The organism is Pseudoxanthomonas winnipegensis (assembly GCF_004283755.1).
GTDB classification, from domain to species: Bacteria; Pseudomonadota; Gammaproteobacteria; order Xanthomonadales; family Xanthomonadaceae; genus Pseudoxanthomonas_A; species Pseudoxanthomonas_A winnipegensis.
Genome location: NZ_SHMH01000008.1, coordinates 53,683 through 66,132 on the forward strand (window position 1 = coordinate 53,683; position 12,450 = coordinate 66,132).

Consider the following 12,450-nt stretch of genomic DNA (forward strand, 5'->3'; position numbering starts at 1 on the left):
GCCTGACGTCCCCGGTTGCATTGAAAAATGAACGCCATGATCGCGTCGAAGCGGACAGGGGACAAGCTGCAGTGCATCGGCGGCGTCCGCCAACATCCGGTCCGGCGCCCCGCCGCGTGGTGCTTGTCCCGGGCCGGCGCGGCCCGTATCATGCGCAACCCCGGATCGACCCCCGGGGACCGCCCACAGGCGGTGCGACACCCGGAGAGGTGGCAGAGTGGTCGAATGTACCTGACTCGAAATCAGGCGTACGTGTAAGCGTACCGTGGGTTCGAATCCCACCCTCTCCGCCATGTTCCGCAAACGGCCCCGATGGGGCCGTTTGCTTGTCCGCCCTGCGCTGCGTGGCCTCGCGCCCACGGCGACGCCGGTACACTTGCGGCCTTTCATCGCGATGGTGCGCCATGTCCGAAATCCTCACTCCGGTCTCCTTCGGCGAGCTGCTGGACAAGATCTCGATCCTGCAGATCAAGTCCGAGCGCATGACCGACGCGGCCAAGCTGGCCAACGTGCGCAAGGAGCTCTCGGCGCTGGAGCAGACCTGGATGGCCCATCCGGCGGCGGTGCAGGACATCGCCCGCCTGCGCGCCGAGCTCAAGGCGGTCAACGAGCGGCTGTGGGTGATCGAGGACGACATCCGGCTCAAGGAGAAGGCGCAGGCCTTCGACGAGGAGTTCATCCGCCTGGCGCGCAGCGTCTACTTCGAGAACGACACCCGCGCGCGGATCAAGAAGGACATCAACCTGGCGCTGGGCTCGGCCTATGTCGAGGAGAAGTCCTACGAGGACTACGGCAGCGGCGCCGCGCCCTGACGCGTCGCCGGGGCAGTGGGCGTGACGGCGGCCTGCGCGGCCGCCGCGTCCGTTTCGATCAGCCCGCCGTGTCGGCGCGATAGTGCTCGAAGGCGGCGATCGCGTCGTCGACGGTGACCAGCGCCATCACCTCGTCGAACTCGATCTTGGTGCCCCATTTCAGCTCGCTCGCCGGCTTGTGCAGGTAGCGCCGCGCCGCGGCGTCGTAGCGGTCCACGCAGTAGCGCACATCCGAGTACGGCCCGCTGCGGCGCGGGTTGCTAGCCGCATGCAGGCCCAGCACCTTGGTGCCCATGGCGTTGGCGATGTGCATGGGGCCCGAGTCGGGGGTGACCACCAGGTCGGCGCGGGCCAGCAGCGCCGGCAGCTGCTTGAGCGTGTCCTTGCCGACCAGGTCCAGCACCGGGCCGCGCATCTGCGCGGCGATGGCGTCGGCGGTCTGCCGCTCCAGCGCGCTGCGCCCGCCGCACAGCACCACGCGCCAGCCCTGGGCGATGGCGTGGTCGGCCAGCGCCGCGTAGCGGTCGGCATACCAGTTGCGGCGCACATGGCTGGAGCAGGGCGAGATCATCAGCACGCGTCGGCCATCGTCCGGCCACTGCGCGCGGGCCCAGTCCCAGGCCTCGGGCGGGACCGGCAGGTCCCAGGTCACCACGTCCTGGCGCAGGCCCAGCGGTTCGCAGAAGCTGCCGATGGCATCCAGGACATGGATGCCCGGCCGGTCGGCGATGCGCTCGTTGACGAACAGGCCATGCAGATCCTTGGAGCGGCTGCGGTCGTAGCCGATCCGGCGGCGCGCGGGGACGAAGGCCGACAGCACATTGGCGCGCAGCGCGACCTGCATCTGCAGCAGCACGTCGAAGCGGCCGGGCAGGGTGGCGCGCAGGGCGCGCACGCCGGCCAGCCCGGTCTTCTTGTCGTAGACGTGGAAGCGCACCCCCGGCAGGCCGTCGAGCAGCTTGCGCCCGCCGCCATCGATGATCCAGTCCAGCGTCAGCTGCGGCCAGGCGCGCTGCAGCGTGCGCACCAGCGGCACCACGTGGGTGACATCGCCCAGCGCGGACAGGCGCAGCAGGCACAGGGACTCAGGGGCGTTGGACAAAATTGTTAGACTCGCGCGATGGCCGCTTTTGACGCGACGGAAGTGCTGATGCCGTACCGCGATGCGCGCGGTGACGGGGCGATTCTGTTCGACCGCCAGCGCCTGCGGCAAGCGCAGCCCGAATGGCTTGACCCCGCGCACTGGGGCGACCAGGCCCGGCCGGTGGACAGCGGCGGCCGCGGCGGGGCCTGGTTCGTCGATGCGCCGTTCGGGCAGAGCCTGCTGCGCCAGTACAAGCGCGGCGGCCTGGCCGCCAGCGTCAGCAGCGATCGCTACCTGTGGCGCGGCGCCAACCGCACACGCAGCTTCGCCGAGTTCCGCCTGACCCGCGCCCTGCACCGCATGCGCCTGCCGGTGCCGCAGCCGTTCGTGGCCCGCTATCTGCGCCAGGGCCTGACCTACCGCGCCGCGATCCTGATGGAACGCCTGGCCGACGTGCGCTCGCTGGCCGACCGCTACCAGGTGGCCGGGCAGAGCGCCCCGCTGGAGGAAACCGGGCGCCTGATCGCGCGCTTCCACCGCGCCGGCCTGGACCATGCCGACCTCAACGCGCACAACATCCTGTTCGATGCGCAGGGGCGCGGCTGGCTGATCGACTTCGACCGCGGCGTGCTGCGCATCCCGGCCACGCGCTGGCGCGAGGCCAACCTGGCCCGATTGCTGCGCTCGCTGATGAAACTGCGCGGGCAGCGCAGCAGCCAGCAGGTGCAGGAGGACTTCGCGCGCCTGCGCAAGGCCTATGACCGCGCCTGGGAACGGGGCTTCTGAGGGCCGACATGCGCTGGTCGCTGCGTTTTCAGGGCGTGGGCAATGCCTCGGCGGTCGAGCTGGGCTCGGCGATGGCGACCATCGAGCGCGATGGCGCGCCGTGGCTGACCATCGACTGCGGCAGCGAGGGCCTGGACGCCTACATCCGCCAGTACGGGCAGGCGCCGTCGGCGGTGTTCGTCACCCATACGCACCTGGACCATGTCGGCGGTTTCGAGCGCCTGTTCGGCAGCGCCTATTTCGATCCGGCGCGGCGCGGGCAGGTGCGGCTGTACGTGCCCGCGCCGGTCGTGCCGCTGCTGCACCAGCGCGTGGCCGAGTATCCCAACGTCCTGGCCGAGGGCGGGGCGAACTTCTGGGACGCCTTCCGCCTGGTGCCGGTGGGCGAGGCGTTCTGGCACGACGGGGTGCGGCTGGAGGCGTTCCCGGTGCGCCACCACTGGCCGCAGACGGCCTTCGGCCTGCGCCTGCCCGGCGCGCTGGTGTGGACCGGCGATACCCGGCCGATTCCGGAGATGCTGGCGCAGTACGCCGACGCCGGCGAGCTGATCGCCCACGACTGCGCGCTGCACGGCAATCCCTCGCACAGCGGCATCGAGGACCTGGAGCGCGAGTACCCGCGCGCGCTGCTGGCGCGCTGCGTGCTCTACCACCACGCCAGCGCCGAGGACGCGCGCGCCCTGGCCGGGCGCGGCCATCGCGTCGCCTTGCCGGGGCAGGTGTTAGCGTTGCCGGACCCGATCCCAGGCCCCTTGCCGTCCTGACATGAACGCCTTGCCACGCACGCCGGAACTGCCGCTGGACCAGCGCGGCCGGCCGCTGCGCGATCTGCGCCTGTCGGTGATTGAGGCCTGCAACTTCCGCTGCGGCTACTGCATGCCGGCCGACAAGGTCCCCGACGACTACGGACTGGACGCGGCCTCGCGCCTGTCCTTCGACCAGATCGAGACGCTGGTGCGCGGCTTTGCGCGGGTGGGCGTGAACAAGCTGCGCATCACCGGCGGCGAGCCGCTGCTGCGCAAGGACCTGCCGGCGCTGATCGCGCGGCTGGCGCGCGTTCCCGGCATCGACGACCTGGCGCTGACCACCAACGGCGCCCTGCTCGCACGCCATGCCCAGGCGCTGCGCGATGCCGGCCTGCATCGCATCACGGTCAGCCTGGACGCGCTGGATCCGCAGCGCTTCGCGCAGATGTCCGGCGGACGCGGCGACATCGCCACGGTGCTGCGCGGCATCGACGCCGCGCATGCGGCCGGCTTTGCCAGCCTCAAGCTCAACTGCGTGGTCCAGCGCGGCGTCAACGAGGATCAGGTGCTGCCGCTAGTCGAACACTTCCGCGGCAGCGGCCACGTGCTGCGTTTCATCGAATTCATGGACGTGGGCACCTGCAACGACTGGCGCGCGGCCCAGGTGGTGACCTCGCGCGAGCTGCGCGACGCCATCCACGCGCGCTGGCCGCTGCATGCGCTGGATGCGCACTACCGCGGCGAAGTCGCGGTGCGCCATGCCTTCGAGGATGGCGGCGGCGAGATCGGCTTCGTGTCCTCGGTCAGCGCGCCTTTCTGCGGCGATTGCCAGCGCGCGCGCGTCTCGGCCGATGGCCGGCTCTACACCTGCCTGTTCTCCGGCGCCTCCACCGACCTGCGCCCGAGCCTGGCCCAGGGCGAGCTGCCGCTGGCCGAGCGCCTGGCCGGGCTGTGGTCGCGCCGTGCGGATCGTTACAGCGAGCTGCGCGGCCAGCCGGTCCAGCCGCCGCGCAAGCGCGTGGAGATGTTCCTGATCGGAGGCTGATGCGTGGACGCCGCGTTGCGCACCTGGTTGATCGCGCAGGAGCGCGCGCTGCTCACGGCCCAGGTGCGTGCCAGCGCCGCGCGCCTGCAGGTGCTGCTGGCCGAGGACTTCGTCGAGTTCGGCGCCTCGGGCCGGCACTACACGCGCCAGGACATCATGGCCGAACTGGCGCAGGAATCCGACGAGACCCGCTACAGCGCCGACGCCTTCGAATGCGTCGAACTGGCGCCGGGGCTGGCCCAGCTGCGCTACGTCTCCCGACGCGAGGATGCCGCTGGCGTGCGCCTGGCCCGGCGCAGCTCGCTCTGGCGTCAGGAGACGGCGGGTTGGCGCATGGTGTTCCACCAGGGTACGCCGCTGCCGGACGCTCTAGACGCCGGCTGAGCGCGACTTGCACTACGCTTGCGCGATGAATGCACCGCGCACGCTTACCCATCTGGATGCCTCCGGCCAGCCGGCCATGGTCGATGTCTCGGGCAAGGCCGTCACCGCGCGCCAGGCCACGGCCGAATGCCTGGTGGCGTTCCCGCGCGAGGTCGCCGATCAGCTGCGCCGCGATGCGCTGCGCAGCGCCAAGGGCGGCATCGTCGAGACCGCGGTGATCGCCGGCACCATGGCGGTCAAGCGCACCCACGAGCTGATCCCGTTCTGCCATCCGCTGCCCATCGACGGCTGCCGGCTGGCCATCGACTGGCACGACGCCGACACGCTGCGCATCGAATGCAGCGTGCGTACCACCCATCGCACCGGCGTGGAGATGGAGGCGATGACCGGTGCCACCGTCGCGGCGCTGACGGTCTACGACATGTGCAAGGCGCTCTCGCACGCCATCGTGCTGGGCCCGGCGCGGCTGCTGGGCAAGCATGGCGGCAAGCGCGACTTCGGGGTGTCGGCATGACCGGCGTGCAGGTGCTGTACTTCGCCAGCCTGCGCCAGGCCGCCGGCGTGGAGCGCGAAAGCGTGCAGACCACGGCCTCGGACCTGGCCGGCCTGTATGCCGAGCTGAAGCAGCGCCATGGCTTCGCCTGGGAACCGGCGCATCTGCGTGTGGCCCAGGGCGGCGCCTTCGCGCGCTGGGACGATGCGATCGCCGAAGGCGCGCACATCGCCTTTATCCCGCCGGTCAGCGGAGGCTGAGGATGACCCGCTTCGACATCACCGACCAGCCGATCGAGCCTGCGCCGCTGCGCACGCAGCTGCTGAGCGCGCGCGCCGGCGCCTTCGCCAGCTTCGAAGGCTGGGTGCGCGACCACAACGAAGGGCAGGGCGTGTCGGGCCTGCACTACGAGGCCTATGCCGAGCTGGCGCGCGTCGAGGGCGAGAAGATCCTCGATGAGGCGCTGACGCGGTTCGCCATCGTCGACGCGCGCTGCGTGCATCGCGTCGGCGAGCTGGCCGTGGGCGAGATGGCGGTCTGGGTCGGCGTGTCGGCCGGCCACCGCGACGGCGCCTTCGCCGCCTGCCGCTGGATCATCGATGAGACCAAGGCACGCGTGCCCATCTGGAAGCAGGAGCGCTATCTCGACGGCGCGCAGAGCTGGCTGCATCCGCATGCGGATCGCGGCGCGGCCAAGAGATGAACCAGGCGCTCGGCTCTTCGCGCGGTGCATTGCGCTCGCGGCGGGCCGAAGGCGCCGGATTCGTCGCGCGAGGAACCTGGTTGCCGGGGAGCATGGCGGTCGAGGCGTGTTCCGGCCACCGCTTCCCACGGCATGCCCATGACGCCTTCGGCATCGGCCTGCTCACCTCCGGCGCGCAGGTCTCCTGGAGCGGACGTGGTCAGGTCGAGGCACGGGCGGGCGATGTCATCACCGTCAATCCCGGCGAGGTGCACGACGGTGCGCCGATCGGTGAGAGGCGCACCTGGTCGATGCTGTATTTCTCACCGGAGACGCTCAGCGTGCTGGTCGAGGATCTGCGCACGGACCTGAGGACGGATTCGGAATTCCTCGCCCCGGTTTTGGCCCGTCCCCGGTTGGCACGGCTGGTCGCGGCGCTGTACCGGGCCGCGATCGACCCCGACTCCTCCGGCGATCATCAGCAGGCGCGCCTGTTGCCCGTCCTGGCGGCCTTGCTTGCCGTGCGCGAGCCGGGCCCTGCACCCCTGCCGGCGCGTCTGGCACGCGTGCGTCAACTGCTGGATGACATGCCGCTCTCCACGCACTCGCTGGAAAGCCTGTCCCGGGAGGCAGGTCTGAGCCGCTACCAGACACTGCGGGGATTCCAGCGATCGACCGGGCTGACGCCGCACGCCTATCTCACCTTGCGCAGGCTCGAGCATGCACGTGCCGCCGTCCGTGCCGGTGTGCCCTTGGCCGAGGCTGCGGTGGCGGCCGGGTTCAGCGACCAGAGCCACTTCCACCGCGCGTTCGTCCGCCAGTTCGGCTTCACGCCCGGCGCCTTCGCGCGGGCGCTCGCCGTGCGGCGCTGATGCAAGATCGTCCAAGACCCGAGGCCGCTGCCCCGGACATCCTGACCGTGTCCTTCGACACCGAGTCCTCACCATGTCCGACGCTCCGTATGCCCAATCCCCCATGCACGTCCGCCCCTGCCTGCGCGCCGACCTGGACGCCATGCTGGACATCGTCAACCGCGCCGCTGTCGCCTACCAAGGCGTGATCCCGCCCGACTGCTGGCATGCCCCTTACATGTCGCGCGCGGCGTTGAGTGAGGAAATGGCGCGCGGCGTGCAGTTCAGCGGCATCGCGCTGGACGGTGCGCTGGTGGGCATCATGGGCATGGAGCGGTTCGGCGACGTGTGTCTGATCCGCCATGCCTACGTGCTGCCTGGCTACCAAGGGCACGGCGTGGGTTCGGCCCTGCTCGAGCGGCTGTGCGACGCGCATGCGCACGCGGTGATCCTGGTCGGGACCTGGGCGGCGGCGCATTGGGCCATCGGCTTCTATCGACGCAATGGCTTTGCCAGCGTGCCGGACGCGCGCATCGCCCCGTTGCTGCGGGGGTACTGGAACGTGCCGCAGCGACAGATCGAGACGTCCACCGTCCTGTCGCGCCCGGCGTTGTCCGATGCGCAGATCGCGGGGCTGGAAAAAGGTGGCGGCCCCGCCGGCTGACCTCGGCGCCCGCGTCAGTCGATACCGTTGCTGCCTTCCGGCCCTGGCGGGATTTTCGACCTAGCGTCGCGAGGGGCCGACGGGGCCACCATGGACGCGGGCCGCGCATCGCGCGGCCCGGGTGCGTTGCGTCATCGTTGGAGGCGATGACCTGTAACTGGCGGAGAGAGGGGGATTCGAACCCCCGAAGCGCGGTTTAGACGCTTACACACTTTCCAGGCGTGCTCCTTCAACCACTCGGACACCTCTCCGGGACCTGAACACGGCCGCGGGGCCGCGCTCAGGGGCGCAGATTCTAGCCGCGCGCCGGATTTATTGCGAGTCCCGCGGACCTGTCCTGTGCGACGGGCCGTTCATGCCGGGACGCTGGAGGGTCGCTTCCCTACGTTCGTCCTTGGAACGCCCCCCCTGGCGCGGCACAATGACCGCATGTCCTACCTCGTCCTGGCCCGCAAGTGGCGCCCGAAGCGTTTCGCCGAACTGGTCGGTCAGGAGCACGTGGTGCGTGCGCTGTCCAACGCGCTCGATAGCGGCCGCATCCACCACGCCTTCCTGTTCACCGGCACGCGCGGGGTGGGCAAGACCACCATCGCGCGCATCTTCGCCAAGTCGCTGAACTGCGAGACCGGCACCAGCGCCGATCCGTGCGGCCAGTGCGCGGCCTGCCTGGACATCGACGCCGGGCGCTATATCGACCTGCTGGAGATCGACGCGGCCTCCAACACCGGCGTGGACGATGTGCGCGAGGTGATCGAGAACGCCCAGTACATGCCCAGCCGCGGCAAGTTCAAGGTCTATCTGATCGACGAAGTGCACATGCTGTCCAAGGCGGCGTTCAATGCGCTGCTCAAGACGCTGGAGGAGCCGCCGGAGCACGTGAAGTTCCTGCTGGCCACCACCGATCCGCAGAAGCTGCCGGTGACCGTGCTCAGCCGCTGCCTGCAGTTCAACCTCAAGCGCCTGGACGAGGCGCAGATCGGCGGGCAGATCACCAAGATCCTCGGCGCCGAGCAGATCCCCTCGGAGGACGGCGCGGTGCGCCAGATCGCCAAGGCCGCCGATGGCTCGTTGCGCGATGGTCTGTCGCTGCTGGACCAGGCCATCGCCTACACCGCCGGCGAACTGAGCGATGCCGGCGTGCGCACCATGCTGGGCACGGTCGACCGCACCCAGGTCGGCGCGCTGCTCGATGCGCTGGCCGACGGCGACGGCGCGCGGCTGATGGCCACCATCGCCACCCTGGCCGAGTTCTCGCCGGACTGGGGCGGGGTGCTGGAGGCCTTCGCCGAGGCGCTGCATCGCATCCAGGTGCGCCAGCTGGTGCCGGGCGTGGCGATCGAGGCCGAAGGCGTCGACGCCGAAGGCTTCGCCCAGCGCTTGCGCCCGGAAGTGGTGCAGCTCTGGTACCAGATGGCGCTCAACGGTCGCCGCGATCTCTACCTGGCACCGAGCCCGCGCGCCGGGTTCGAAATGAGCCTGCTGCGCATGCTGGCCTTCCGTCCGGCCGGAGCCGGTGATGTCGCGCCGGCCTCCGCCGCACCGGCCAAGCCGACCGCGGGCACCGTGGACGAGACTGCAAGCGGACGCGCCGCCGCGGCTCCGCTGATGCCGGAGATGGCGACGGCCCCGCATGCGCCGGTCGAACCCGTGCCCGCGCCCGCGCCGAAGCCATCGGTGGTGAGCGAGCCGGAACCCGCGCCTTTCGCCGCTGCGCCTGCGGTCCATGCCGCGCCAACGCCGGCACCAGCACCAGCCATGGACGACGTCCCGCCGTGGGAAGTGCCGGCGCAGAAGATTAGCGTCGCCGAGCCGGTGCAGGCAGCCCCGGCCGCCATCGCCGCGCCTGCCGCACCCGCACGCGCGCCGTCTGCGCCGCCGCCGACCAGCGACGGCATCGCCGATACCGATCACTGGCTGGCGCTGGTCGCCTCGGCCAAGCTGAGCGGGCCTTCGCGCCAGCTCGCCGCCAACGTCGCCTTCGCCAGCTACGGCGATGCGGTGCTGCGCCTGTCCCTGGCGCCCGGCCTGGACTATCTGCGCACCGAGCGCTCGGTGGGCGACCTGGCCGATGCGCTGTCCGCCTCGCTGGGGCGCGTGCCCAAGATCGTGTTCGACACCGGCGTGGTCGCCGGCGAAGGCGCCGAGACGCTGGCCATGCGCGATGCGCGCCAGCAGGACGCGCGCCGCGCCTCGGCCGAAGAACAGTTCATGAACCACCCCGACGTGCAGCGGCTGATCCAGCAGCACGGCGCGCGCGTGGTGCCCGATTCCATCCGACCTTTCGACGAGTAACCAGACCATGCGTGGAAACATCGCCCAACTCATGCAGCAGGCGCAGAAGATGCAGGAAAACCTGCAGAAGGCGCAGGAAGAGCTGGCCAAGCTGGAAGTCACCGGCAACGCCGGCGGCAACATGGTCAGCGTGACGCTGACCGGCGCCAAGGAGTGCCGCAAGGTGCGCATCGACCCGACCCTGCTGTCCGATGCGGAAATGCTCGAGGACCTGATCGCCGCGGCGTTCAACGACGCCTCCAACAAGATCGACGCCGAATCCAAGACGCGCATGGGCTCGGCCACCGCCGGCATGCAGCTGCCGCCCGGCATGAAGCTGCCGTTCTGAAGTGCAGGGGCCAGAGGCCAGGGACCAGGGGCCGGTATGTCCCTGCGTTTTCCCTGGCCTCTGGTCCCTGATCCCCGGCCCCATCTCCTTTGACTTCCTCGCTGCTCGAACAGCTCATCGACGCGCTCAAGGTCCTGCCCGGCGTGGGCAGCAAGAGCGCCCAGCGCATGGCCTACCAGCTGCTGGAGCGCGATCGCGCCGGCGGCCGCCGGCTGTCGTCCGCGCTGGCCGAGGCCATGGAGCACATCGGCCACTGCCAGCAGTGCCGCGACTTCACCGAAGGCCCGCTGTGCGCCATCTGCGCCAGCCCCAGCCGCGACCGCCACCAGCTGTGCGTGGTCGAATCCCCAGCCGACCGATTGGCCATCGAACAGGCCACCGGCTATCGCGGCCTGTACTTCATCCTGCAGGGCCGGCTCTCGCCGCTGGACGGCATCGGCCCGCGCGAGCTCGGCCTGGAACAGCTGTCCCAGCGCCTGGCCCAGGGCGAGGTCGCCGAACTGATCATCGCCACCAATCCCACCGTCGAAGGCGAGGCCACCGCGCACTATCTGGCGCAGCTGGCGCGCCAGGCGGACGTCAAGCCGATGCGCCTGGCGCACGGCGTGCCGCTGGGTGGGGAGCTGGAGTACGTCGATCGCGGCACGCTCTCGCACGCGTTCGGTTCGCGCAGCGAGATGAGTTGAGGTAGGCGTGAGTGGAGAGAAGTGAGCAGTGAGCGCAAGCCGGAACTCCCTTCTTGCGCATCGCGCTAAGCTCTTCCCACTCCTGACTTCACTGCGCTCACTCCTCCAATGAACGACACCATCTTCGGCAAGATCATCCGGCGCGAGATCCCGGCCACCATCGTCTATGAGGACGATGAGGTGCTGGGCTTCAAGGACATCGCGCCACAGGCGCCGGTGCACGTGCTGTTCATTCCCAAGCAGGTGCACGTGCCCACGCTGGACGACCTGACGCCGGACCAGGCCACGCTGGTGGGCAAGCTGGTGCTGGCCGCGGCGCATTACGCCCGCCAGGAAGGCTTCGCTGACAAGGGCTATCGCGTGGTCATGAACTGCCGCGACGATGCCGGGCAGACCGTCTATCACATCCACCTGCACCTGCTGGCCGGCGCGGCGCTGGGCCACTTCGGCGCGCCGGGCGGCTGAAGCCCGCGGGACTGCCCACGCGGGCGGTTGGAACGGCTTTTCGCCGGAGTGCAGGGCGTGAACCATTGGGATGGCATGCGTGCGGCAGCGGTGAACTCGCTTCGCCAACCCGCCTCGACCCGGCCGCGCATGGCTCATCGGCTCGTCAGTCATCCCTCGCTGGCCCTTGGGCGGGCGATGAGGCGCTACCGGGAAAGCGCCATCGCCGCCATCGGCCAAACAGGCGACAAGGTCGGCTCCCACCTGTAGAGCGGAGCTTGCTCCGCTCAGGCTTTCCCGATGATCCGGCCGGAAGGCAGCGGAGCAAGCTCCGCTCTACACGAACGCGGCGACTTGCTCGTTCCGCAGAGCCGCTCGGATCGAGGCCCTGGCAGCAGATGGATCAACTCATCTTCCACCAAAGCCTTGCTTTCGACCCGAAGTGCTTGGGCATGACGCGCGCGGCAGCGGGCCGGCGGGCGAGGGCGCGACCAGCGGGGAAGGAAGCCGATGCCCACGCCAGCGATCGATTGATAGGCAGAAGCACTTCAAAGAAAAGGCCGGCAATCGCCGGCCTTTTCTTTACTAAGCAGCTACTGGAACAGACTTACCACCAGCCCCAGCGCGGACCCCAGCCCCAGCCCGGGCCAGGACCCCAGAACGGGTCGTAGTACGGATACGGGCGCACCTGCACCTCGCGCACCTTCGGCCACAGATAGACCACATCGGCGTCGACCTTGGGCAGGCGGTAGTCGTACTCGCCGATGCGCGTGGTCTCGGTGCCGGACACGCGACCGACGAAGGTCACCTCACGGCCCTTGGAGAAGATCGCCGGATCGTAGAAGCCCGCGCGGCAGGCGATGAAGCGCCCATCGGTGGCATCCGGCGTATCGCTCTGCGGACGGCCGGTGGCGCTGAGCGGCGCGGAGATCATCTCAAAGCACGTGCTATTCGCACCCGGCTTGGTCTCGACGATGCGGCCACCCCAGCGCACCTGCGCGCCGGTCTGCACGCCGACCACCGCATCGCGCGGCGTCACACCGGGGAACTGACCCTGCAGCGGCTTGGGCGCGGTCGCGCAGGCGCCTAGGGCGATCGCAAGGCCGGTCACGGCCAGCGGACGGAGAAAAGACATGCGCTTCATACGGGCCTC

16 protein-coding genes, 2 tRNA genes and 1 other RNA gene are annotated in these 12,450 nt (G+C 69.9%); 15 read left to right on the forward strand and 4 right to left on the reverse strand.

The annotated features are described in order from the left end of the window. Positions 1–203: 203 nt before the first annotated feature. Positions 204–293, forward strand: a tRNA-Ser gene (locus tag EAT51_RS15560). 111 nt (positions 294–404) lie between these two features. Beyond that, positions 405–812 (forward strand): DUF6165 family protein, encoded by a 408-nt coding sequence (locus EAT51_RS15565; protein ID WP_130529152.1) that lies wholly within the window; start codon positions 405–407, stop codon positions 810–812. Positions 813–870: 58 nt separating this feature from the next. On the opposite strand, the gene EAT51_RS15570 is transcribed toward EAT51_RS15565, so the two are convergent. Beyond that, positions 871–1,914, reverse strand: coding sequence for a glycosyltransferase family 9 protein (locus EAT51_RS15570; RefSeq protein ID WP_130561807.1), 1,044 nt, complete (start codon positions 1,912–1,914; stop codon positions 871–873). Positions 1,915–1,932: 18 nt separating this feature from the next. On the opposite strand from EAT51_RS15570, the gene EAT51_RS15575 reads away from it, so the two are divergent. The 9 genes from EAT51_RS15575 to EAT51_RS15615 all read left to right on the forward strand — a co-directional run bounded on the left by EAT51_RS15575 (position 1,933) and on the right by EAT51_RS15615 (position 7,547). Then, positions 1,933–2,682, forward strand: a complete 750-nt coding sequence (locus tag EAT51_RS15575) for a 3-deoxy-D-manno-octulosonic acid kinase (protein WP_130523513.1) — start codon at positions 1,933–1,935, stop codon at positions 2,680–2,682. An 8-nt stretch (positions 2,683–2,690) separates the two neighbouring features. Then, the gene (locus tag EAT51_RS15580) at positions 2,691–3,446 is read left to right on the forward strand and encodes an MBL fold metallo-hydrolase (RefSeq protein ID WP_130534571.1); all 756 of its coding nucleotides are present in this window, start codon (positions 2,691–2,693) and stop codon (positions 3,444–3,446) included. A 1-nt stretch (position 3,447) separates the two neighbouring features. Then, positions 3,448–4,473 carry a GTP 3',8-cyclase MoaA gene (gene moaA / locus EAT51_RS15585; RefSeq protein WP_130561808.1) on the forward strand — a complete coding sequence of 342 codons (1,026 nt, stop codon included), beginning with the start codon at positions 3,448–3,450 and terminating at the stop codon, positions 4,471–4,473. Between the two features lie 3 nt (positions 4,474–4,476). Then, positions 4,477–4,857 (forward strand): nuclear transport factor 2 family protein, encoded by a 381-nt coding sequence (locus tag EAT51_RS15590; RefSeq protein WP_228257964.1) that lies wholly within the window; start codon positions 4,477–4,479, stop codon positions 4,855–4,857. 25 nt (positions 4,858–4,882) lie between these two features. Then, positions 4,883–5,371 (forward strand): cyclic pyranopterin monophosphate synthase MoaC, encoded by a 489-nt coding sequence (gene moaC / locus EAT51_RS15595; RefSeq protein WP_130561809.1) that lies wholly within the window; start codon positions 4,883–4,885, stop codon positions 5,369–5,371. Beyond that, positions 5,368–5,610: a MoaD/ThiS family protein gene (locus EAT51_RS15600; RefSeq protein WP_130561810.1), complete on the forward strand. Its 243-nt coding sequence runs from the start codon at positions 5,368–5,370 to the stop codon at positions 5,608–5,610. The genes moaC and EAT51_RS15600 overlap by 4 nt, the downstream gene beginning before the upstream one ends. 2 nt (positions 5,611–5,612) lie before the next feature. Continuing rightward, complete coding sequence (locus EAT51_RS15605) at positions 5,613–6,053, forward strand: molybdenum cofactor biosynthesis protein MoaE (protein ID WP_130520056.1); 441 nt, start codon at positions 5,613–5,615, stop codon at positions 6,051–6,053. Then, positions 6,050–6,904, forward strand: coding sequence for a helix-turn-helix domain-containing protein (locus tag EAT51_RS15610; RefSeq protein ID WP_130520058.1), 855 nt, complete (start codon positions 6,050–6,052; stop codon positions 6,902–6,904). The genes EAT51_RS15605 and EAT51_RS15610 overlap by 4 nt, the downstream gene beginning before the upstream one ends. Positions 6,905–7,046: 142 nt before the next feature. Next, positions 7,047–7,547, forward strand: a complete 501-nt coding sequence (locus tag EAT51_RS15615; protein WP_205953589.1) for a GNAT family N-acetyltransferase — start codon at positions 7,047–7,049, stop codon at positions 7,545–7,547. Here the strand turns inward: EAT51_RS15615 and ffs are convergent. Both ffs and EAT51_RS15625 read right to left on the reverse strand, forming a co-directional pair. Beyond that, positions 7,534–7,630, reverse strand: an RNA gene (gene ffs / locus EAT51_RS15620) — signal recognition particle sRNA small type. The genes EAT51_RS15615 and ffs overlap by 14 nt on opposite strands. Positions 7,631–7,705: 75 nt before the next feature. Further along, positions 7,706–7,798, reverse strand: a tRNA-Ser gene (locus EAT51_RS15625). 178 nt (positions 7,799–7,976) lie between these two features. Here EAT51_RS15625 and dnaX point away from each other — a divergent pair. From dnaX to EAT51_RS15645, 4 genes are all read left to right on the forward strand, one after another. Next, on the forward strand, positions 7,977–9,839 hold the full coding sequence (dnaX, locus tag EAT51_RS15630; protein ID WP_130520060.1) for a DNA polymerase III subunit gamma/tau: 1,863 nt from the start codon (positions 7,977–7,979) through the stop codon (positions 9,837–9,839). A 7-nt stretch (positions 9,840–9,846) separates the two neighbouring features. Continuing rightward, positions 9,847–10,167, forward strand: coding sequence for a YbaB/EbfC family nucleoid-associated protein (locus EAT51_RS15635; protein WP_130520062.1), 321 nt, complete (start codon positions 9,847–9,849; stop codon positions 10,165–10,167). 89 nt (positions 10,168–10,256) lie between these two features. Next, positions 10,257–10,853 (forward strand): recombination mediator RecR, encoded by a 597-nt coding sequence (gene recR, locus EAT51_RS15640; protein ID WP_130520064.1) that lies wholly within the window; start codon positions 10,257–10,259, stop codon positions 10,851–10,853. 108 nt (positions 10,854–10,961) lie between these two features. Beyond that, positions 10,962–11,318 (forward strand): histidine triad nucleotide-binding protein, encoded by a 357-nt coding sequence (locus EAT51_RS15645; RefSeq protein ID WP_130520065.1) that lies wholly within the window; start codon positions 10,962–10,964, stop codon positions 11,316–11,318. A gap of 586 nt (positions 11,319–11,904) precedes the next feature. On the opposite strand, the gene EAT51_RS15650 is transcribed toward EAT51_RS15645, so the two are convergent. Then, positions 11,905–12,432 carry a Slp family lipoprotein gene (locus EAT51_RS15650; protein ID WP_130520067.1) on the reverse strand — a complete coding sequence of 176 codons (528 nt, stop codon included), beginning with the start codon at positions 12,430–12,432 and terminating at the stop codon, positions 11,905–11,907. Between the last annotated feature and the right edge of the window lie 18 nt (positions 12,433–12,450).

Coding starts and splice junctions, on each gene's coding strand:
- EAT51_RS15580 (WP_130534571.1), top strand. CDS start 2,691: ATGCGCTGGTCGCTGCGTTTTCAGGGCGTGGGCAATGCCTCGGCGGTC.
- EAT51_RS15615 (WP_205953589.1), top strand. CDS start 7,047: ATGCTGGACATCGTCAACCGCGCCGCTGTCGCCTACCAAGGCGTGATC.
- EAT51_RS15635 (WP_130520062.1), top strand. CDS start 9,847: ATGCGTGGAAACATCGCCCAACTCATGCAGCAGGCGCAGAAGATGCAG.
- EAT51_RS15575 (WP_130523513.1), top strand. CDS start 1,933: ATGGCCGCTTTTGACGCGACGGAAGTGCTGATGCCGTACCGCGATGCG.
- EAT51_RS15610 (WP_130520058.1), top strand. CDS start 6,050: ATGAACCAGGCGCTCGGCTCTTCGCGCGGTGCATTGCGCTCGCGGCGG.
- EAT51_RS15645 (WP_130520065.1), top strand. CDS start 10,962: ATGAACGACACCATCTTCGGCAAGATCATCCGGCGCGAGATCCCGGCC.
- EAT51_RS15650 (WP_130520067.1), bottom strand. CDS start 12,432: ATGTCTTTTCTCCGTCCGCTGGCCGTGACCGGCCTTGCGATCGCCCTA.
- moaC (WP_130561809.1), top strand. CDS start 4,883: ATGAATGCACCGCGCACGCTTACCCATCTGGATGCCTCCGGCCAGCCG.
- moaA (WP_130561808.1), top strand. CDS start 3,448: ATGAACGCCTTGCCACGCACGCCGGAACTGCCGCTGGACCAGCGCGGC.
- EAT51_RS15605 (WP_130520056.1), top strand. CDS start 5,613: ATGACCCGCTTCGACATCACCGACCAGCCGATCGAGCCTGCGCCGCTG.
- dnaX (WP_130520060.1), top strand. CDS start 7,977: ATGTCCTACCTCGTCCTGGCCCGCAAGTGGCGCCCGAAGCGTTTCGCC.
- EAT51_RS15600 (WP_130561810.1), top strand. CDS start 5,368: ATGACCGGCGTGCAGGTGCTGTACTTCGCCAGCCTGCGCCAGGCCGCC.
- EAT51_RS15565 (WP_130529152.1), top strand. CDS start 405: ATGTCCGAAATCCTCACTCCGGTCTCCTTCGGCGAGCTGCTGGACAAG.